Annotated in this window: 19 protein-coding genes (1 of these 19 cut by a window edge); 1 reads left to right on the top strand and 18 read right to left on the bottom strand. The window is 68.1% G+C overall.

Going from position 1 to position 18,164, the window contains the following annotated elements; all coding sequences use genetic code 11:
- Positions 1-338, top strand: partial view of a cob(I)yrinic acid a,c-diamide adenosyltransferase gene (locus JOE46_RS09010; protein ID WP_209926966.1) — the 3' portion only. Its footprint begins 256 nt before the window's first position; the window shows 338 of its 594 coding nt (coding positions 257-594); its start codon lies beyond the left edge, outside the window; its stop codon occupies positions 336-338.
- Between the two features lie 46 nt (positions 339-384).
- On the opposite strand, the gene JOE46_RS09015 is transcribed toward JOE46_RS09010, so the two are convergent.
- The 18 genes from JOE46_RS09015 to thrB form a co-directional block, all read right to left on the bottom strand.
- Entirely contained in the window at positions 385-807 is a 423-nt protein-coding gene (locus JOE46_RS09015; RefSeq protein WP_257017750.1) for a DUF2550 domain-containing protein, read from the bottom strand.
- A 52-nt stretch (positions 808-859) separates the two neighbouring features.
- Positions 860-1,228 carry a F0F1 ATP synthase subunit epsilon gene (locus tag JOE46_RS09020; RefSeq protein ID WP_027503031.1) on the bottom strand — a complete coding sequence of 123 codons (369 nt, stop codon included), beginning with the start codon at positions 1,226-1,228 and terminating at the stop codon, positions 860-862.
- A gap of 6 nt (positions 1,229-1,234) precedes the next feature.
- Complete coding sequence (gene atpD, locus JOE46_RS09025; RefSeq protein WP_072753560.1) at positions 1,235-2,683, bottom strand: F0F1 ATP synthase subunit beta; 1,449 nt, start codon at positions 2,681-2,683, stop codon at positions 1,235-1,237.
- A 4-nt stretch (positions 2,684-2,687) separates the two neighbouring features.
- Positions 2,688-3,659, bottom strand: coding sequence for a F0F1 ATP synthase subunit gamma (locus JOE46_RS09030; RefSeq protein WP_077042242.1), 972 nt, complete (start codon positions 3,657-3,659; stop codon positions 2,688-2,690).
- 49 nt (positions 3,660-3,708) lie between these two features.
- Entirely contained in the window at positions 3,709-5,352 is a 1,644-nt protein-coding gene (gene atpA / locus JOE46_RS09035) for a F0F1 ATP synthase subunit alpha (RefSeq protein ID WP_097213680.1), read from the bottom strand.
- A 67-nt stretch (positions 5,353-5,419) separates the two neighbouring features.
- On the bottom strand, positions 5,420-6,244 hold the full coding sequence (locus JOE46_RS09040; RefSeq protein WP_097213769.1) for a F0F1 ATP synthase subunit delta: 825 nt from the start codon (positions 6,242-6,244) through the stop codon (positions 5,420-5,422).
- Between the two features lie 5 nt (positions 6,245-6,249).
- Positions 6,250-6,810, bottom strand: a complete 561-nt coding sequence (locus JOE46_RS09045) for a F0F1 ATP synthase subunit B (protein ID WP_097213681.1) — start codon at positions 6,808-6,810, stop codon at positions 6,250-6,252.
- Between the two features lie 7 nt (positions 6,811-6,817).
- Entirely contained in the window at positions 6,818-7,066 is a 249-nt protein-coding gene (locus JOE46_RS09050) for an ATP synthase F0 subunit C (RefSeq protein ID WP_027503025.1), read from the bottom strand.
- Between the two features lie 70 nt (positions 7,067-7,136).
- A complete protein-coding gene (gene atpB, locus JOE46_RS09055; protein ID WP_097213682.1) occupies positions 7,137-7,862 on the bottom strand; it encodes a F0F1 ATP synthase subunit A in 726 nt (241 codons plus the stop codon).
- 413 nt (positions 7,863-8,275) lie between these two features.
- Complete coding sequence (locus JOE46_RS09060; protein WP_209926968.1) at positions 8,276-8,764, bottom strand: hypothetical protein; 489 nt, start codon at positions 8,762-8,764, stop codon at positions 8,276-8,278.
- Between the two features lie 19 nt (positions 8,765-8,783).
- Positions 8,784-10,004 (bottom strand): MraY family glycosyltransferase, encoded by a 1,221-nt coding sequence (locus JOE46_RS09065; RefSeq protein WP_209926969.1) that lies wholly within the window; start codon positions 10,002-10,004, stop codon positions 8,784-8,786.
- Positions 9,991-11,343 (bottom strand): serine hydroxymethyltransferase, encoded by a 1,353-nt coding sequence (gene glyA / locus JOE46_RS09070; RefSeq protein ID WP_209926970.1) that lies wholly within the window; start codon positions 11,341-11,343, stop codon positions 9,991-9,993. The genes JOE46_RS09065 and glyA overlap by 14 nt, the downstream gene beginning before the upstream one ends.
- Positions 11,340-12,008: an L-threonylcarbamoyladenylate synthase gene (locus tag JOE46_RS09075; RefSeq protein WP_097213686.1), complete on the bottom strand. Its 669-nt coding sequence runs from the start codon at positions 12,006-12,008 to the stop codon at positions 11,340-11,342. The genes glyA and JOE46_RS09075 overlap by 4 nt, the downstream gene beginning before the upstream one ends.
- Before the next feature lie 105 nt (positions 12,009-12,113).
- Positions 12,114-13,013, bottom strand: coding sequence for a peptide chain release factor N(5)-glutamine methyltransferase (gene prmC / locus JOE46_RS09080; RefSeq protein ID WP_097213687.1), 900 nt, complete (start codon positions 13,011-13,013; stop codon positions 12,114-12,116).
- A gap of 60 nt (positions 13,014-13,073) precedes the next feature.
- Positions 13,074-14,153: a peptide chain release factor 1 gene (gene prfA / locus JOE46_RS09085; RefSeq protein ID WP_077042248.1), complete on the bottom strand. Its 1,080-nt coding sequence runs from the start codon at positions 14,151-14,153 to the stop codon at positions 13,074-13,076.
- Positions 14,154-14,302: 149 nt separating this feature from the next.
- Positions 14,303-14,536 carry a 50S ribosomal protein L31 gene (gene rpmE / locus JOE46_RS09090; RefSeq protein ID WP_027503018.1) on the bottom strand — a complete coding sequence of 78 codons (234 nt, stop codon included), beginning with the start codon at positions 14,534-14,536 and terminating at the stop codon, positions 14,303-14,305.
- 235 nt (positions 14,537-14,771) lie between these two features.
- Complete coding sequence (rho, locus tag JOE46_RS09095) at positions 14,772-16,847, bottom strand: transcription termination factor Rho (RefSeq protein WP_209926971.1); 2,076 nt, start codon at positions 16,845-16,847, stop codon at positions 14,772-14,774.
- A 365-nt stretch (positions 16,848-17,212) separates the two neighbouring features.
- Positions 17,213-18,145: a homoserine kinase gene (gene thrB, locus JOE46_RS09100; RefSeq protein WP_209926977.1), complete on the bottom strand. Its 933-nt coding sequence runs from the start codon at positions 18,143-18,145 to the stop codon at positions 17,213-17,215.
- Between the last annotated feature and the right edge of the window lie 19 nt (positions 18,146-18,164).

An 18,164-nucleotide genomic window follows, 5' to 3' on the forward strand; every position in this document is an offset into this window, starting at 1 on the left:
AGTACCCGCCGCTGCGGGTCACCGCCGGCTACATCGAGCGGCTCGAGGGCTGGTGCGATGAGTACAACGAGCCGCTGGCGCCGCTGAACTCCTTCATCCTGCCCGGTGGCACCGCCCTTGCGGCGCTGCTGCACGTGGCCAGGACCGTGGTGCGCCGCGCCGAACGATCCGCGTGGGCGGCGGTGGACGCCTCCCCCGAGGACACCAGTGTGCTGCCGGCCAAGTACCTGAACCGGCTCTCCGACCTGCTGTTCATCCTGAGCCGGGCGGCGAACCCCGACGGCGACGTGCTGTGGAAGCCGGGCGCGGGCGGCACCGAATCCGCGGACGGGCATTGAAACGACAAAAGACCCCGGCGATGAGCCGGGGTCTGGAGGTATTCGGTCAGGCCGGACGGCCCCGCATGGAGCGCCCCGATGGACGCGATTCCACCCAGGACAGGAACGCGGTGAGGGCGCCGGAATCGAGGGCCACCTCGTAACCGTGATCGCCGTCCTGAACTGACAGGATCACGATCTCGTCGGTCATGATGTCGAACTCGGTGTCGCGCGGCCCGCGCCGATCACCCACCTCGATGCCCTGCCTGCTGATCCGCGAGTCGGGCCCGGGCCGGAGGCTGGAGAGCTTGTAGAAGACGAGGTCCTCCTCGCCGTACCGGATGACACCGTGCCGCCAGCCCTGGCCGACACCCGCGGGAGTGGTCCGGACGATCGCCGCCGTGCCGCCGCGGCGCAGCACCCCCAACCGATACACGAAAGCCGCGACGAGCGCCGCGAGCAGGACAACCAGAACGAAAAGAACTGTCACTCCGGTTGTCACTGCTCGTCGGCCTTGCTCGTCGCGGCTATCGGGGTACCGGTCAGGCGCGCTCGACGGCGCGGAGCTGACCCTTGGCGATCGCGATCGCCTCGAGATCCTCGGTCGTCTCCGCCAGGACCGCCTTGGCGGCCTCGACATCGACGTCGCCCGCGAAGTCCGCGGACTCCGCCAGGATCGTGACGGTGGTGCCCGTCACCGAGAGGAAGCCACCGTGCACCGCGGCGACGACGCGCTCGCCGTCGGCGGTGGTGATGGCGACCACGCCTGCCTCGATCAGCTGGCCGAGGACCGGCTCATGTCCGTACATGATGCCGATCTCGCCCTCGGTGGTCTGAGCGCTGACGAGCGTCGCCGAACCCGACCACAGCCGCTGCTCGACGGCAACCAGCTCAACAGTCATCTCAGCCATTGTCGACTACTTCCCGGCGATCTTCTTGGCAGCGGCCTCGACGTCGTCGAGTCCACCGCAGCTGTTGAACGCCTGCTCGGGCAGGTGATCGAACTCGCCCTTGCAGACGCGGTCGAACGCCTCGATGGTGTCGCGCAGCGGCACCACGGAACCGGCCTCACCCGTGAACTTCTCGGCCACGATGAAGTTCTGGCCGAGGAACTTCTGGATACGGCGCGCGCGGCCGACGAGGATCTTGTCCTCTTCCTGCAGCTCGTCCATACCGAGGATGGCGATGATGTCCTGCAGTTCCTTGTACTTCTGCAGGATCCGCTTGACCTCGTTCGCGACGCGGAAGTGCTCCGCACCGACGATGCCGGGCTCGAGGATGCGCGAGGTCGACGTCAGCGGGTCCACAGCGGGGTAGATACCCATCTGCGAAATCGGACGCGAGAGCTCGGTGGTCGCATCGAGGTGCGCGAAGGTGGTCGCGGGTGCCGGGTCGGTGTAGTCGTCGGCGGGGACGTAGATCGCCTGCAGCGAGGTGATCGAACGGCCACGGGTCGAGGTGATGCGCTCCTGGAGCTCACCCATCTCGTCCGCCAGCGTCGGCTGGTAACCCACGGCGGAGGGCATACGACCCAGCAGGGTCGAGACCTCGGAGCCGGCCTGCGTGAAACGGAAGATGTTGTCGATGAAGAGCAACACGTCCTGGTTCTGCACATCGCGGAAGTACTCCGCCATGGTCAGCGCCGACAGGGCGACGCGCATACGCGTTCCCGGCGGCTCGTCCATCTGACCGAACACAAGGGCGGTGTCCTGGAGAACGCCCATCTCGGCCATCTCGAGGTGGAGGTCCGTGCCCTCACGGGTGCGCTCACCGACGCCTGCGAACACCGAGGTGCCGGAGAACTCGCGGGCGATACGGGTGATCATCTCCTGGATCAGAACGGTCTTGCCGACACCGGCACCACCGAACAGACCGATCTTGCCGCCCTTGACGTACGGGGTGAGCAGGTCGATGACCTTGATGCCGGTCTCGAGGATCTCGGTCTTGCCCTCGAGCTGATCGAAGGCGGGGGGCTTGCGGTGGATGCCCCACTGCTCGCCGTCGCGACCGAGGCCCGGGGTGTCGAGGCAGTCACCGAGGGCGTTGAACACGTGGCCCTTGACGACGTCACCGACGGGAACCGAGATCGGCTTGCCGGAGTCGACGACAGCCGCGCCGCGGACCAGGCCGTCGGTCGGCTGCATCGAAATGGTGCGCACCAGGTTGTCGCCCAGGTGCTGCGCCACCTCGAGGGTCAGCGTCTTCGCGACCGTCGGCAGAGTGACCTCTGCGTTCAGCGCGTTGAACAGGGCGGGAACGGCGCCACGCGGGAACTCAACGTCCACAACGGGACCGATGACCCGCACGACCCGGCCGGACGTGGTGCCCGAGCCGTTCGCGTTGGTTTGGGTTACTGCTGCGGTCATGTGTCTAGTCACTTCCTGCGCTCGAGGCGAGCGCATTAGCGCCACCGACGATCTCGCTGATTTCCTGGGTGATCTGGGCCTGGCGCACCTGGTTGGCCTGGCGGCTCAGGGTGTTCACCAGCTCGTTTGCGTTGTCCGTTGCCGCCTTCATGGCGGTACGACGTGAAGCCGACTCCGAGGCCGCCGCATCGAGCAGCGAGGAGTAGATCCGGGTGCTGATGTACTTCGGCAGCAGCGCCGAGAGCAGCGTCCCGGCCTCCGGCTCGAAGTCGTACTGCGCCGTCGGATTGGCACCGTTCGAATCGGAGAGCATGTCCTCCCCGAGCTCGAAGTTCTCGTCCTTGTACTCGACCTCGAGCGGAGCCATGCGCCGGACCTCCGGCGTCTGGGTCAGCATCGACACGAAGCGGGTGTAGACGATGTGCAGTTCGTCAACGCCCTCGACCGTGCCCTCGCCGTTGTACGCGGCAACCTCGGCGCCCGACCCGGCCATGAACAGCTCGACCAGGTGACGGCTCGCCTTGGCGGCATCCGCGTAACCCGGCTGCTGAGAGAACCCGGTCCAGGCGCCCTTCAGATCGCGGTCACGGAAGGTGTAGTACGTCAGGCCCTTTGCGCCCATCGCGTACAGCACCGGCTCCTTGCCCTCGGAGCGCAGCAGCTGGATCAGCTCCTCCGCCTCCTTGAGGACGTTGGAGTTGTAGCCGCCGCACATACCGCGGTCGCTGGTGACGACCAGCACGGCAGCCCGCTTGGGCTCCGGCCGCTCGTTCAGCAGCGGGTGGTCGAGCGACCCGGAGGCGCTCGCCAGCGCGGAGAGCACCTTGGTGATCTCCTCGGCGTAGGGCTTCGACGCCGCAACCCTGGCCTGAGCCTTGGTGATGCGGGAGGTCGCGATCAGCTCCTGCGCCTTGGTGATCTTCTTGGTCGAGTTGACTGACTTGATACGTGAGCGCAGTTCGCGCAGGCTTGCCATCTACTCAGTCACACTCCCTTCCCACGAGATTCCGACACGGCAGTCACGCTCACTTGCTGACGTGCTTGCGAGTGACGGAAACCTGCTCCTGGCTGACCTCGTTCGCGCCGAGTGCCGAGGCCTCGGCCTCGTTGACCACGCGGCTGCCGTCGGAGGCGATGAAGCCTTCCTTGAACTTGTCGGTCGCGGCCTTGAGGTCGGCGATCGAGTTCTCGTCGAGGGCCTTGCCACCCTTGATGGCCTCGTAGACCGAGCCCGCGTTGCGGTGCAGGTCCTCGAGCAGCTCGGACTCGAAGCGGCGGACGTCGCCGACCGGCACCGAGTCGAACACGCCTTCGCCGGCCAGGTAGATCGAGATGATCTGGTCCTCGACGGCGATCGGGGAGTACTGGTCCTGCTTGAGCAGCTCGACGAGACGCTGTCCACGCTCGAGCTGTGCCTTGGAGGCGTCGTCCAGGTCGGAGGCGAAGGCCGAGAAGGCCTCCAGCTCACGGAACTGGGCCAGCTCGAGACGGAGCGAGCCGGAGACCTTCTTCATGCCCTTGGTCTGCGCGGCGCCACCGACTCGGGAAACCGAGATACCCACGTTGATCGCGGGGCGGATGCCCTTGTTGAACAGGTCCGACTCCAGGAACACCTGACCGTCGGTGATGGAGATGACGTTGGTCGGGATGTAGGCCGAGACGTCGTTGGCCTTGGTCTCGATGATCGGCAGTGCGGTCAGCGAACCGCCGCCGAGCTCGTCGGAGAGCTTGGCCGAACGCTCGAGCAGACGGGAGTGCAGGTAGAAGACGTCACCGGGGTACGCCTCGCGGCCCGGCGGACGACGCAGCAGCAGCGAGATGGCGCGGTACGCCTCGGCCTGCTTGGTCAGGTCGTCGAACACGATGAGGACGTGCTTGCCCTGGTACATCCAGTGCTGGCCGATGGCCGAACCGGTGTACGGGGCGAGCCACTTGAAGCCGGCCGAATCGGAGGCCGGGGCCGCGACGATGGTGGTGTACTCCATCGCGCCCTGCTCCTCGAGGGCAGCCTTGACGCCCGCGATGGTGGAGCCCTTCTGGCCGATCGCGACGTAGATGCAGCGAACCTGCTTCGTGTCGTCGCCGGACTCCCAGTTCGCCTTCTGGTTCAGGATGGCGTCAACACAGACCGCGGTCTTGCCGGTCTTGCGGTCGCCAATGATCAGCTGGCGCTGTCCACGGCCGATCGGGGTCATCGCGTCGATGGCCTTGATGCCGGTCTGCAGCGGCTCCTCGACGGGCTGACGCTCGAGGACCGAGGCGGCCTGCAGCTCGAGGGCGCGGGTCTCGGTGCACTCGATCTCGCCGAGGCCGTCGATCGGCTGGCCGAGCGGGTTGACCACGCGGCCCAGGTAGGCGTCGCCCACCGGCACGGACAGCACGTCGCCGGTCCGCTTGACCTGCTGGCCCTCTGCGAGGTGCTCGTAATCACCCAGGATGACGGCACCGATCTCGGTGGCATCCAGGTTCAGTGCCACACCGAGCACGCCGCCGGGGAACTCCAGCAGCTCGTTGGCCATCGCCGAAGGCAGGCCGGTGACGTGCGCAATGCCGTCACTGGTGTCGGACACCGTTCCGACCTCCTCGCGGGAGGCCTCCGGGGAGTAGCTCGCGGTGTAGTTCGAAATCGCACTACGGATCTCATCGGAGGAGATCGTCAGCTCCGCCATGTTTTTCCTGCTCTCGGTATCTGGTCTTCGAATATCTGGAGTTTGAGGTCGGCCGCGGCCGCCGGGACTACTTGAAGGTCTTGCGCAGAGACGCGAGACGTCCCGCCGCACTGCCGTCGATGACCTCGTCGCCCACGCGAACGACAAGGCCGCTCAGGAGCTCGGGGTCGACCTCCACGTGCACGGTGACCGGCTTGCCGTAGGTGCGGGTCAGGGTCGCGGCGAGCCGCTCCTCCTGCTCGGCGGACAACGCCGAGGCGCTGCGCACGTGTGCGACCGCCTTGTCGCGTCGCGCCGCCGCCAGTTCCGACAGCTCGTTGAAGGCATCCGCGGGTGCGGTCCGCAACCGGCCTGCGGCCTGGGTGGCCAGGGCCTCGGTGATCGCGGTGACCTTGCCGTAGAGCAGCTTGGTCAGCAGTTCGCGCTTCGCCGCGGTGGGCGTCGCGCGATCGGACAGCGCCTGCTCGAGGCTCGAGTCGCCCGCCACGATGCGGCCGAGGCGGAAGAGCTCGTCCTCGACGGTGTCGAGCTGACCCTGATCGTCGGCCGCCTTGAGCAGCGACTCCCGACCGAGCAGCACCAGCGAGTTCCGCAGGTCAGCCGAGCTCGACCAGTCCTGGGAGACGGCCGCCTTCAGCGTGGCGAGGGCCTCGGCCGAAACCTTGGCCGAGAACACCTGCTCGGCCAAGGCCTGCCGAACCGCCGCGGGGGCCGAGGGGTCGGACAGCGCGGAACGAAGCGTGCGCTGACCGTCGAGAACCTCGACCACCGTGAACAGCTCGGCACCGGTCTGTGCCGCAGCTGCAGTCGCCGCGCCGGCCGAAACTCCGGCCAACGCTGATTCCAGGGCGCTCCTCGTATGAGTCAGCGCCTCACGGCTTGCTGCGTACATGGTGCTCACTTTCCGGCTGCGGAGTCAGCGCTGACGGCGTCCAGTTCGCTGAGGAAACGATCGATCGAACCCGACCGCTTGACCTCGTCGGCCAGAGACTCGCCGATGACCTTCTCGGCCAGATCGACCGCGGTCTTGCCCAGATCGCTGCGCAGTTCGGTGACGATCTGCTGACGCTGAGCTGCGAGCTGGCTGCTGCCTGCGGCCACGATGCGGTCGCTCTCCAGCTGTGCCTGGACCTTCATCTCGGCGATGATCTGCTGGCCCTGGGTGCGGGCATCCTCACGGATGGCCGCGGCCTCGGTCCGCGCCTCGGCGAGCTGGGCGCGGTACTGCTCCAGCGTCTCCTTGGCCTCGGCCTGAGCATCCTCGGCGCGCTGGATGCCGCCCTCGATCTGCTCGGTACGGTCCGCCAGCACCTGCTGGAACTTCGGAAGGATGTACTTCCAGAAGAAGAAGCCGATAACCGCGATGCAGACCGCCGACCACACGATGTCGTAGGTCTCGGGGACGAGAGGATTGATAACCTCGCCCTCCTCGGCCGCGATCAATGCAATGGTTGACATGGCGAGATCAGAAAATGAAGCCGGCGACAAGGCCGATCAGCGCGAGGGCCTCGGTGAATGCGATACCGAGGAACATGTTCGTACGGATCTGGCCGGCGAGCTCGGGCTGACGCGCGATGCCCTCGATGGCCTTACCGACCACGATGCCCACGCCGATGCCGGGGCCGATGGCCGCGAGGCCGTAGCCGATGGCGCCGTAGCCCTTGCCGGTGGTCGTCTGCTCAACGGCTTCCTGTGCCAGGTACGCGAGGCTCATTTGGTTTCCGTTCCCTTTCCGTTGCCCACCACCGGGATTCGGCGGATGGGTCAGTTTGTGTGTAGTGCGGTCAGTGCGAGTCGGCGTGCAGCGCGAGGTCGATGTACACGGCGGTCAGCAGGGCGAAGACGTACGCCTGCAGGAAGATCACCAGCATCTCGAAGAGGGTGAACCCGAAACCTGCTGCCAGGGAGAACACACCGAAGATCTTCATTCCGGCCGCGGCCTCGAAGAAGAAGAACTGGGTGGCGCTGAAGAACAGCACCAGCATGATGTGGCCGGCCAGCATGTTGGCCATGAGACGGACGGTCAGCGTGAACGGCCGGAGGATGAACGTCGACACGAACTCGATCGGGATCAGCAGCACGTGCAGCGCGACCGGCACGCCGGGGACGACGATGCTGCTCTTCACGTACTTGAAGAAGCCGTACTTCTTGATGCCGACGTAGTTGAACGTGATGTACGCGAGGGCGGCCAGCACGATCGGCATCCCGATTCGGGCGTTCGAGGAGATGTTCAGGAACGGGATGATCCCGGACGCGTTCAGGAACAGCACCGCGAAGAAGATCGTGGCGATGACCGGCAGGAAGCGCTTGCCCTGCTCCTTGCCGAGCACCTCATCGGTGATCTGGTTCTTGACGAACCCGAGGCCCATCTCGGCGACGTTCTGCGCGCCGCGTGGCACCAGCTTCGGGCTGCGCATCGCGATCGCGAAGAACGCGAGGAGCACCACCGTCATCAGGATGCGGATCAGCATCAGCCGGTCGAGCTCGAAGGGCGTGCCCTCGAACAGCACGGCGGGAGGGAAGAAGTCTGCAAGTGACGGCGGATGGAACTCCGCGGCCAGGGTGGTGACGCTCAGCGGTCTCTCCCGTAGTCGTGGCCGCAGGCGGCATCGCCTGCGGTTCGATCGGACATTGACGATCTAACAAGTCGACAAGGTCGGCTCGCGTATTCGTCAGCTGCTGTGGCCGATTCACTCGGCCCCGCGTCTGTCGGTGTCGGCGGACTGTCGTCGACTCGGTGGTCCCCGACCAGCCATTTCCGAACACGCGGAAGTGGCGATCGTGGTCACCTGCGAGGATGCCTGACCCGGCGAAATGTGTGTTTCGCGTAGTTTCGGCTCTCGCTTGGCCCTGACCCTACCAATACAACTACGACGTTGTGTAGATGGGGGTCCTGCTTGACCGATTACGACAGGTCGTCGTACTACTTTTCGTCGGATTCAGGCTCACCGGAGGGGCCGTCCTGCTGTGTGGGAGCCGCGTCCGACCGTGTGGGAGTGACATAGGGCACCTTCACCTTGAGCAGCCCGTAGGTCTCGGCGCCGAGCACGATGATCAGGGCCAGCACCATGACGATGACCAGCGCCTGCTTGCTGTAGAAGTCCATGCCCTTGAGCACGCCAAGGACCAGGATCGCGAGGATCATCTTGAGCAGCCAGCTGCCCAGCAGCACCGCACCCGAGGTGGCGGGCGGGAGCTTCTCCGTGAACAGCACCGCCAGCGCGGTGCACAGGATGAAGCCGCCGCCGACGGCGACGCCGATCAACGCACCCCACAGTCCGGGCAGGCCTGCCGCGACGAAGGCGATGATCGAGCCGATCACCGCGAGCGCGATCAGGCCGATCACGCCATAGCGAACCGCTGCACGCAGCGGAGCGGACTGGTCGGGCACGGGTTCCGGAGAGAAGGTCACGGTCCGCCAGCCTAGCGGGCTACGAACTGTCGGCCCGATCGCGACCGGGGACCTGCTTCAGGCGCAGCGACGGCACGGCGGTGACCACCAGCGCAAACACCAGGCCACCCGCCACCAGCAGGACGACGATCCGCCGGTCGAGCAGGGCCGAGCCGACTGCGCCGAATGCGAGCACGCCGACCCACAAGTAGATCAACAGGACCACACGCCGGTGCGAATGTCCGATCTGCAGCAGGCGGTGGTGGAGGTGCATCTTGTCGGGGCTGAAGGGGCTGCGCCCGGCCCTGGTCCGGCGGACCACCGCGAGCAGCAGGTCGAGGATCGGGATGAACATCACCGCGCCCACCAGCAGGAGCGGCGAGAGCAGACCGAGGATGTCCCTTGTGCCATAGGCGCTGAGCGGGATCCGGCCGGAGGCGCTCGTCGAGATCGCCGCCAGCATCAGGCCGATCAACATCGACCCCGAGTCCCCCATGAAGATGCGGGCCGGCTGGAAGTTGTGCGGCAGGAAGCCCAGGCACGCGCCCGCCAGGGCGGCGGCCAGCATCGCGGGTGGATACGCACTCACGTCACCGCCCTGCTCGTGCAGCAGGCCGACCGAGAACACACAGATCGCCAGCGCGGCGATCAGGCCGAGGCCTGCCGCGAGCCCGTCGAGCCCGTCGACGAAGTTCATGGCATTGATCATCACGACCGCGATCAGCACCGTCACCAGGCCCGACTGCAACTGGTCCAGGACCAGGGTGGTGCCATTGAAGGGCAGGTACAGCACGAACCAGCTGACCCCCATCACCACCAGCACGCCCGCCGCGGTGACCTGGCCGACGAACTTCGTGAGCGCGTCCAGTCCCCACCGGTCGTCGATGATCCCGACCAGCACGATGACGCCGCCGGAGACGAGCGCCGCCGGGATGTCCTTGGTGTTGTAGTCGAATCCCCTGGCCAGCGCGGGTAGTTGCTGGGCGAACAACAGTGCGGCGACGAATCCGACGTACATGCCGACGCCACCGAGCCGGGGCGTGGGCGTGACGTGGACGTCGCGGTCGCGTGGGACTGCGACGGCGCCGAACTTGAGGGCGAACAACCGGACGGCCCCGGTCGCCAGGAACGTGATGACCGCCGCGGTGAAGAGCACCAGCAGCAGTTCCCTGATCGGGACCCCGGCCCCCCGGCCCGACTGAGCGAGCAATTCTGTATGGGCGGCGATCACGTCGAAGAGGCTACCGTCACCGCGCGCCATCCCCTGCCGCTGCACTCGTCTGCGTCGCCGGCCGGGGATAGGCCGGCTTGCGCGCCACCAACTCCGAGACCTCGCGCGCCACATCGGCCAGCTCCGCGTCGCCCGCGGTGGTGCCGTCCTCGGCCCGCATCGCCCTGGCGATCAGCGCACCGACCGCCGCGCAGTCGTCGGTGTCGAAACCCTGCGTGGTCACCGCCGCGGATCCGACCCGGATCCCGGACGCCACCATCGGCGGCGCCGGATCGAACGGGATCGCGTTCTTGTTCAACGTGATTCGGGCCGCATCGCATCGCCGTTCGGCCTCGGCCCCGGTCACCCCGAGCTCGCGCAGGTCCAACAGTGCCAGGTGGGTGTCGGTGCCGCCGGACACGGCGCGCATGCCGCCCGACTCGAGTGCCTTGGTCATCGCCGCGGCGTTGTCGACCACGCTCCCTGCGTAGGCCCGGTAGTCGTCCGTGGCCGCTTCCTTCAGCGCGACGGCCTTGGCCGCGATCGAGTGCATGAGCGGGCCGCCCTGGCTGAAGGGGAAGACCGCCTTGTCGACGGCCTTGGCGTGCTCGGCCCGGCACAGCAGCATGCCGCCGCGCGGCCCCCGCAGCACCTTGTGCGTGGTCGCGGAGACGACATCGGCGTACGGCACCGGCGACGGGATCGCCCCGCCTGCCACCAGCCCGATGAAATGCGCGGCGTCGACCCACAGGATGGCGCTCACCTCGTCGGCGATCTGACGGAACTTCGCGAAGTCGATCAGTCGCGGATACGCGGTCGCGCCCGCGACGATGATCCGCGGCCGATGGGTCAGAGCGAGGTCACGGACCTCGTCGTAGTCGATGAGCTCGGTCGACTTGTCCACGTGATACGGGATCGGGGTGAACCACTTGCCCGAGAAGCTCACCTTGGACCCATGGGTGAGATGACCGCCGTGCGGCAGGCTCATCGCCAGCACCGGGTCGCCGGGCTTCGCGAACGCGGCGTACACCGCGAGGTTGGCGTTGGCCCCCGAATGCGGCTGCACGTTGGCGTGTTCGGCCCCGAACAGCGTCTTGGCCCGCTCGATCGCCAGGCTCTCGGCACGGTCGACCTCGGCGCAGCCACCGTAGTACCGGTGACCCGGGTACCCCTCTGCGTACTTGTTGCTCAGCGTCGACCCCAGCGCCGCCAGCACCGCGGGGCTGGTCAGGTTCTCGCTGGCGATCAGCTGCAACCCGCCGCGCAGCCGGTCCAGCTCGGCGAGGGTGATCTCGGCGATCTCCGGGTCGGTCCGTTCGAGCTCGGAGAAGTCCGGGCCCCAGAACGCCTGATCGGCGTGGGCCTGCCGCGGGGAACCCGCCTCGCTCACTCCGGTACCCGTCCCGGCAGCAGGCTCTCGATGGTCACGCCGAGCACCTCCGCGATGTCCGCGGCCGCGACAGCCCCCTCACGCAGGATCCGCGGCTCGTCGGCCGTCAGGTCCACGATCGTCGAGGCGACAGCGTGCTGGGCGGGACCACCGTCCAGGTACACCGATGCGGCGCCGCCGAGCTGATCGCGGGCCTGCTCGACGGTGGAGGCGGGTGCGTGCCCGGAGATGTTCGCGCTCGACACCGCGAGGGGTCCCACCTCCCGCAGCAGTTCGAGGGCCACCGGGTGCAGCGGCATCCGCAGCATCACCGTCCCCCTGGTGTCGCCCAGGTCCCACGCCAACGAGGGAGCTTGCTGCACAACGAGACTCAGCCCACCGGGCCAGAAGGCGCGGATCAGCTCACGCGCCTGCGGCCGCACCGTGAAGACGAGTCCGTCGATGGTGTTCCACGAGCCGACGAGCACCGGCACGGGCATGTCCCGTCCGCGGCCCTTGGCGCGCAGCAACGCGGTGACGGCCTCGCCGTCGAAGGCGTTGGCCGCGAGTCCGTAGAGGGTGTCGGTCGGCACGACGACCAGGCGCCCGGCCTTGAGCGAGTTCGTCGCGGCAGCGATGCCCGCCTCGCGCGAATCGGTGTTCCGGCAGTCGTAGACGATGCTCACTCCCCCATCCTTCCATCCGCGTCGATCCGTCGCAGACACGCCTGGCCCTTCCGCAGGCTCCACGCACGCAGACACTGGTCGTTCCGCAGAGCTCCACGCACCTGCTCAGTGCCCGCGGGCCGCCTCGGCGTCCGTTGCGACCCGGCGGGCGACCACGAAGCGGGGCTTGCCCGCCAGGTCCGGATGCTCGGCGACCTCGCCGAACACCCGACGCTCGCGCAGCAGGGCCGCCACCTGGCCGCCGTTGGTGTCGTCGTGCTCGATGGCCATGGCACCGCCGATCTTCAGCCAGCGCGCGATGTTGGAGACCATCGGGGTGATCACCGACAGCCCGTCCGGCCCGCCGAACAGCGCCAGGTGCGGGTCGAAATCCGCGACCTCGGTATCGAGCTCGGCACCCTCGGGGATGTACGGCGGATTCGACACCACGATGTCGACCTTGCCCTCGAGCTCGGTGAGCAACGACCGGTCGGTGACATCGCCCTGGTGCAGCGTGATCGGGGTGTCGCCCTCGTTCGCCCTGGCCTCGGCATTGCGGCGGGTCCAGGCCAGCGCCGCGGGATCCAGTTCCACCGCGTGCACGATCGCGTCCGGGCGGGCGTTCGCTAGCGCCAGCGCCAGCGCCCCTGTACCCGTGCACAGATCGAGGATCACCGGCGGATGCGCGGGATGTCCCTCCAGGAAGGCAAGGGCCCACGCGAACAACAGCTCGGTCTCCGGCCTTGGCACGAAAACCCCCGGACCGACCTGCAGGTCGATGTCGCCCATCGACGACACACCGGTGAGGTACTGCAACGGAACCCGCTCGGCACGCCGGGCGACCAGCGCGCGGTACCGCTCGATCACCTCGGGGTCGACGAGCGGCACCAGGCCGAGCCTGGTCCGTTCCACCCCCACGACGTGCGCGGCGAGCAGTTCTGCATCCGTGCGGGGACTGTGTACGCCCGCCTCCTCGAGCAGCGTGGTGGCCTCGAGGATCGCGAGGCGGAGGGGTTGACGACTCACCCGTCCAGCCTGCCATGGGCCGCCGCCGGAACCCCGCATTACCCGACCGTGGCCACGTGGCTACTCGACGGCGAGCCGGGCCTCCCGGTCCGACTTGCCGAGCGCGTCCAGCAGCGCATCCAGATCGCCGTCGAGCACGGCGTCGAGGTTGTGCGCCTTGAACCCGATCCGGTGATCGGTGATCCGGTTCTCCGGGTAGTTGTAGGTACGGATGCGCTCGGAGCGGTCAACGGTGCGCACCTGGCTCTGGCGTCCGGCCGAGGCCTCGTCCGCGGCCGCCTCCTCGGCAGCCGCCTGCAGCCTGGCCGCGAGCACCTGCATCGCGCGCGCCTTGTTCTGCAGCTGCGAGCGCTCGTTCTGGCACGTCACGACGATGCCGGTGGGCAGGTGGGTGATCCGGACCGCGGAGTCGGTGGTGTTGACGCCCTGGCCACCCTTGCCGGACGAGCGGTAGACGTCGATGCGCAGATCGGTCTCGTCGATCTGCACCTCCTCGACCTCTTCGGGCTCCGGGTAGATCAGTACGCCCGCCGCGGAGGTGTGCACCCGGCCCTGGGACTCGGTCACGGGCACCCGTTGGACGCGGTGCACGCCACCCTCGAACTTCAGCCGGGCCCAGACACCGTCGCGGGTGTCGCCCTTCGACTTGATCGACAGGGTCGCGTCCTTGTAGCCGCCGAGATCGGAGATGTTCGCGTCGAGGACCTCGACCCGCCAGCCGTGCCGCTCGGCGTAGCGCAGGTACATCCGGGCCAGGTCCGCGGCGAACAGCGCGGACTCCTCGCCGCCCTCGCCGGACTTCACCTCGAGCACCACGTCGTCGCCGTCGTGCGGGTCCCTCGGCGCGAGCAGGTCGGTGAGTGCGACGTCGAGCTCGGCCACCTTGGCCTCCAGCTCGGGCACCTCGGCGGCGAAGCTCGAGTCGTCGGCGGCCAGCTCGCGAGCGGCCTCCAGGTCCTCGCGCGCGGCCTGCAGCTTGGTGTGCGTGGCCATGATGGGAGCGAGCTCGGCGAACCGCTTGCCGACCCGGCGGGCGGCCGAGGGGTCGTTGTGCAGGGACGGGTCGGACAGCTGCAGCTCGAGACCTGCGTGCTCGGCCAGGATGTCATCGATCGCCGACGGCTGGGTGGTCCCCGCCATGGTTCGCTCCTCGGTTGTCGACACCCCCGAGGGGATGCCGGGCAGTGCAATGGGTGGATGTTGGCGCCGGGTCCGGCGCGCGCACCACGGGTACAAAAAAACCGACGCCCGGCCTGCAATGGAACACAGGACGGGCGTCGGCGGGACAGCTAGCTGTCGGCGTCGGCCTTCTTGCCGGCGCGCTTGCCGTAGCGAGCCTCGAAGCGCGCGACGCGTCCACCGGTGTCGAGGATCTTCTGCTTGCCGGTGTAGAACGGGTGGCACTGCGAGCAGACCTCGACGTTGATGCGTCCGGACTCCTTGGTGCTGTGGGTCTCGAACGTGTTACCGCAACCGCAGACGACGGTGGTCGCCACGTAGTTGGGGTGGATTCCTGCCTTCATGGTGTCCCTTTCGGTGGTCGCCGGGTCGCCTTCGCCAATCGAAGCCGTGAACCGGAACCGGACATTGTTGTACTCGCACGCGGCGAGTGCCACGGGCGCGATCGTTCATTCTGCCAGAACGCGTGCATCAAGTCCTAACGACCAGGTGCCGCGATCTGTTCCCGACCGGCGCCGACAACGAGGCAGGCCCCGGAAACCGTGCGGTTTCCTGGGCCTGCCTCGTCGCACGCGACTACTAGTCGTCGTCGCCCATCGCTCCCGGCGCGGTCTTGGAGACCTGCATCAGGAACTCGAGGTTGTTCTTGCTCTTCTTGAGCCGGTCGATCAGCAGATCGATCGCCTGGTGCGAGTCAAGGCCGGAGAGCACCCGGCGCAGCTTGTGCAGCACCGCGGCCTCGTCCGGGTTGAGCAGCAGCTCGTCCTTACGGGTGCCGGACGGGTTGACGTCGACCGCCGGGAAGACCCGACGCTCGGCGATCTTGCGATCGAGCTTGAGCTCGGCGTTGCCGGTGCCCTTGAACTCCTCGAAGATCACGGTGTCACCGGTGGAGCCGGTCTCGACCATCGCGGTGGCGATGATCGTGAGCGAGCCGCCGTTCTCGATGTTGCGGGCCGCGCCGAGGAACCGCTTCGGCGGGTACAGCGCGGTCGAGTCGACACCACCGGACAGGATTCGTCCCGAGGCGGGCGACGAGTTGTTGTACGCGCGGCCGAGTCGGGTGATCGAGTCGAGCAGCACGACGACGTCCTTGCCCTCCTCGACGAGGCGCTTGGCCCGCTCGATGGCGAGCTCGGCCACCGAGGTGTGGTCTGACGGCGGCCGGTCGAAGGTGGAGGCGATGACCTCACCCTTCACCGAACGCTGCATGTCGGTGACCTCTTCCGGACGCTCGTCGACCAGGACGACCATCAGGTAGCACTCGGGGTTGTTCGTGGCGATGGCGTTCGCGATCGCCTGCAGCACGCTGGTCTTACCGGCCTTCGGCGGGCTGACGATGAGGGCGCGCTGGCCCTTACCGATCGGCATCACCAGGTCGATGACACGGGTGGTGAGGATGTTCGGCGTGGTCTCGAGACGCAGACGCTGGTTCGGGTAGAGCGGCGTCAGCTTGCCGAACTCGGGCCGCCGCTTGGCCGCCTCGACGTCGCCGCCGTTGACGGTGTCCAGGCGGACCAGCGGGTTGAACTTCTGACGCTGGCTGCTTCCGCCGCCGCCCTCGCCCTCACGGGCGACGCGGACGGCACCGGTGATGGCGTCGCCGCGACGGAGCCCGTTCTTGCGAATCAGGTTCATCGAGACGTACACGTCGTTCGGGCCCGCGAGGTAGCCGGAGGTCCGCACGAAGGCGTAGTTGTCGAGCACGTCGAGGATGCCTGCGACCGGCTGCAGGACGTCGTCCTCGCGGATCTCCATGTCGCGGTCCACACCTGCGCCGCCGCCCTCACCGCGGTCGCGTCCACGACGACGCTCACGGAACCGGCGTCCCCGCCGACCCCGGCCGTCCTCGTCCTCGCCGCCGCGGTTGTCATTGCGACCCTCGCCACGGGGGCCGTTGCCGCCCTGGTTGCGGTCGCCCTGGCTACGTTCACCCTGGTTGCGCTCACCCTGGTTACGTTCACCCTGGTTACGTTCACCCTGGCCACGCTCGCCCTGGTTGCGGTCGCCCTGGCCACGCTCACCCTGGTTGCGCTCACCCTGGCCACGCTCGCCCTGGTTGCGGTCGCGACGGTTGCGCTCGCCGCCCTGGTCCTGACGGGGCTGGCGATCGCCGCCCTGTTCGGTCGCGGGGGCCGTCGATGCCGTCGACTCGCCCTGCTCGGGCGAGCCGGCCTGGCGAGACGACCCGCGGCGCTGCCGGTTTCGGCGGCCACCCTGCTCGCCCTCGGCGGACTCGGCGGGCTGCGCTGCCGGACGCTCGGTGGTGGTGGCGGCCGACTCGGCGGCGGGGGCATTCTCGGCGACCCGCTGCGGCGCGGCCGTGACCTCGCTCGCCGCGGCCTCGACGGGAGCCGTCTTGGGCGCCGACTTGGTGGCGGCGCCACCGCCCTGACGCTCCTTGATGGCCGCGATCAGGTCACCCTTGCGCAGGCCGGACGTTCCCTTGATGCCGAGCTCGGTCGCGAGTCCGCGCAGCTCGGCCAGCACCATGCCGGACAGGCCGGCACCGCGCCGGGCCTCGGCGCGCTTGGTGGAGGCTGCCACCGCGTCGCCGGTGGCTTCTGAAGTTCGTGCAGTGCCGCCGGCCTGGCTCGCCGCGGAGTCAACCGGGGTATCGAGAGCAGGTGTGGCGATCAGGTCCGTATCGGTCACGGAGATCCTTTCCTTCCCTCGCTCGCGCGGCGCGTGTCGAGGGTTCGTCCCGAAGCTCAGCTCACTCGCTGAACTCGGTTATGCCGGACGTGTTCGCTGGATGGAACTATCGGCTCGTCCACCCCCGTGGCCTCTCGAACAGGCACGTTCCAAGTCGATCACCGCGGAAATCACGCGAGGGAATCGAGCCAGGTGCGTCTACCCCTGCCTCGGCAGTCCCGGGGTACGGGAGCCAATTCTCGGAGTGAATGCCCTGGTAGAACACCGGCGTCTGATGCGCACGATGGGCGAACGACCCTCAGGATAGCCTCCAACCGGCCCGCGGGCAAGGACCGACCCGCCGGTATCGGCGTCCGGTCGGCCGATCAACCGACCTGCACACCGTCCGCGACGCCGAGTTCGAGCACCCGGAGCCCGTCCGCTTCCGCCTTGGCGCGGAGTTCGTCGGGGAACGCCCTGGTCGACAGCGCCAGCACGGTGGGGCCCGCGCCCGATACCGTCGCCGCGATGCCTGCCTGCCGCAGGGTTTCGATCCAGCGCGTGGTCAGCGGCAACGCGGACGCCCGCTGGTTCTGGTGCAGCCGATCCTCGGTCGCGGCCATCAGGAGGTCCGGACGACTGGTCAGGGCCACCACGGCCAGCGCTCCCCTACTGACGTTGAAGGCGGCATCGGCGTGCGGGACCAGTTCCGGGAGCAGGCCACGCGTCTGCGCCGTCGAAGAACGCTCCGACGGCACCAGCGCCACCACCCGGATGGCGGGGTGCACGTCCAGGCGCACCGCGGCGTAGGTGCGCGGCGAGTCCGCGACGCCGGTGTCCTCGGACCAGGACACCACCGCGCCGCCGAGCACGCTCGCGGACGCATTGTCGGGATGGCCCTCGAACTCGGAGGACAGCTGGACCAGCTGCTCCTGGGTGAGCGCCAGCGCCGGGTCGAGCTTACTCGCCAGCCCGTTCGCCACCGCGAGCCCGCCGACCGCGGCAGACGCCGACGACCCGAGTCCGCGCGAATGCGGAATCGCATTGCGGCACACCACGTCCAGACCGCCGGCCCAGACGCCGATCGACTCGAGACCCCGCTCGATCGCACGGACGACCAGGTGCGAGGGGCCCCAGGGCACGTCCTCGGCGCCCTCGCCCTCCACCCGGATCGTCAGCCCCGCATCGGTGGTCGTCACCGTGATCTCGTCGTACAGCGCCAGGGCGAGCCCCAGCGTGTCGAAGCCCGGACCGAGGTTCGCCGTCGACGCGGGCACCCGTGCGGTCACGGTGAGCCCGGCGGGCAGCGTCTGAGTCATCGTGCTCCCTCCGATGCGC

Source organism: Rhodococcus sp. PvR099 (genome assembly GCF_017833315.1).
In the GTDB taxonomy this organism is placed as follows: domain Bacteria; phylum Actinomycetota; class Actinomycetes; order Mycobacteriales; family Mycobacteriaceae; genus Rhodococcus_G; species Rhodococcus_G oryzae.

Excerpts from the sequence above, each read along its gene's own strand:
- JOE46_RS09020 (WP_027503031.1), bottom strand. The coding sequence starts at position 1,228 with ATGGCTGAGATGACTGTTGAGCTGGTTGCCGTCGAGCAGCGGCTGTGG.
- rpmE (WP_027503018.1), bottom strand. The coding sequence starts at position 14,536 with ATGAAGGCAGGAATCCACCCCAACTACGTGGCGACCACCGTCGTCTGC.
- JOE46_RS09065 (WP_209926969.1), bottom strand. The coding sequence starts at position 10,004 with ATGGCGCGCGGTGACGGTAGCCTCTTCGACGTGATCGCCGCCCATACA.
- atpD (WP_072753560.1), bottom strand. The coding sequence starts at position 2,683 with ATGACCGCAGCAGTAACCCAAACCAACGCGAACGGCTCGGGCACCACG.
- prfA (WP_077042248.1), bottom strand. The coding sequence starts at position 14,153 with ATGGCGGGGACCACCCAGCCGTCGGCGATCGATGACATCCTGGCCGAG.
- JOE46_RS09050 (WP_027503025.1), bottom strand. The coding sequence starts at position 7,066 with ATGAGCCTCGCGTACCTGGCACAGGAAGCCGTTGAGCAGACGACCACC.
- JOE46_RS09040 (WP_097213769.1), bottom strand. The coding sequence starts at position 6,244 with ATGTACGCAGCAAGCCGTGAGGCGCTGACTCATACGAGGAGCGCCCTG.
- JOE46_RS09045 (WP_097213681.1), bottom strand. The coding sequence starts at position 6,810 with ATGTCAACCATTGCATTGATCGCGGCCGAGGAGGGCGAGGTTATCAAT.
- thrB (WP_209926977.1), bottom strand. The coding sequence starts at position 18,145 with ATGACTCAGACGCTGCCCGCCGGGCTCACCGTGACCGCACGGGTGCCC.
- JOE46_RS09030 (WP_077042242.1), bottom strand. The coding sequence starts at position 3,659 with ATGGCAAGCCTGCGCGAACTGCGCTCACGTATCAAGTCAGTCAACTCG.
- atpA (WP_097213680.1), bottom strand. The coding sequence starts at position 5,352 with ATGGCGGAGCTGACGATCTCCTCCGATGAGATCCGTAGTGCGATTTCG.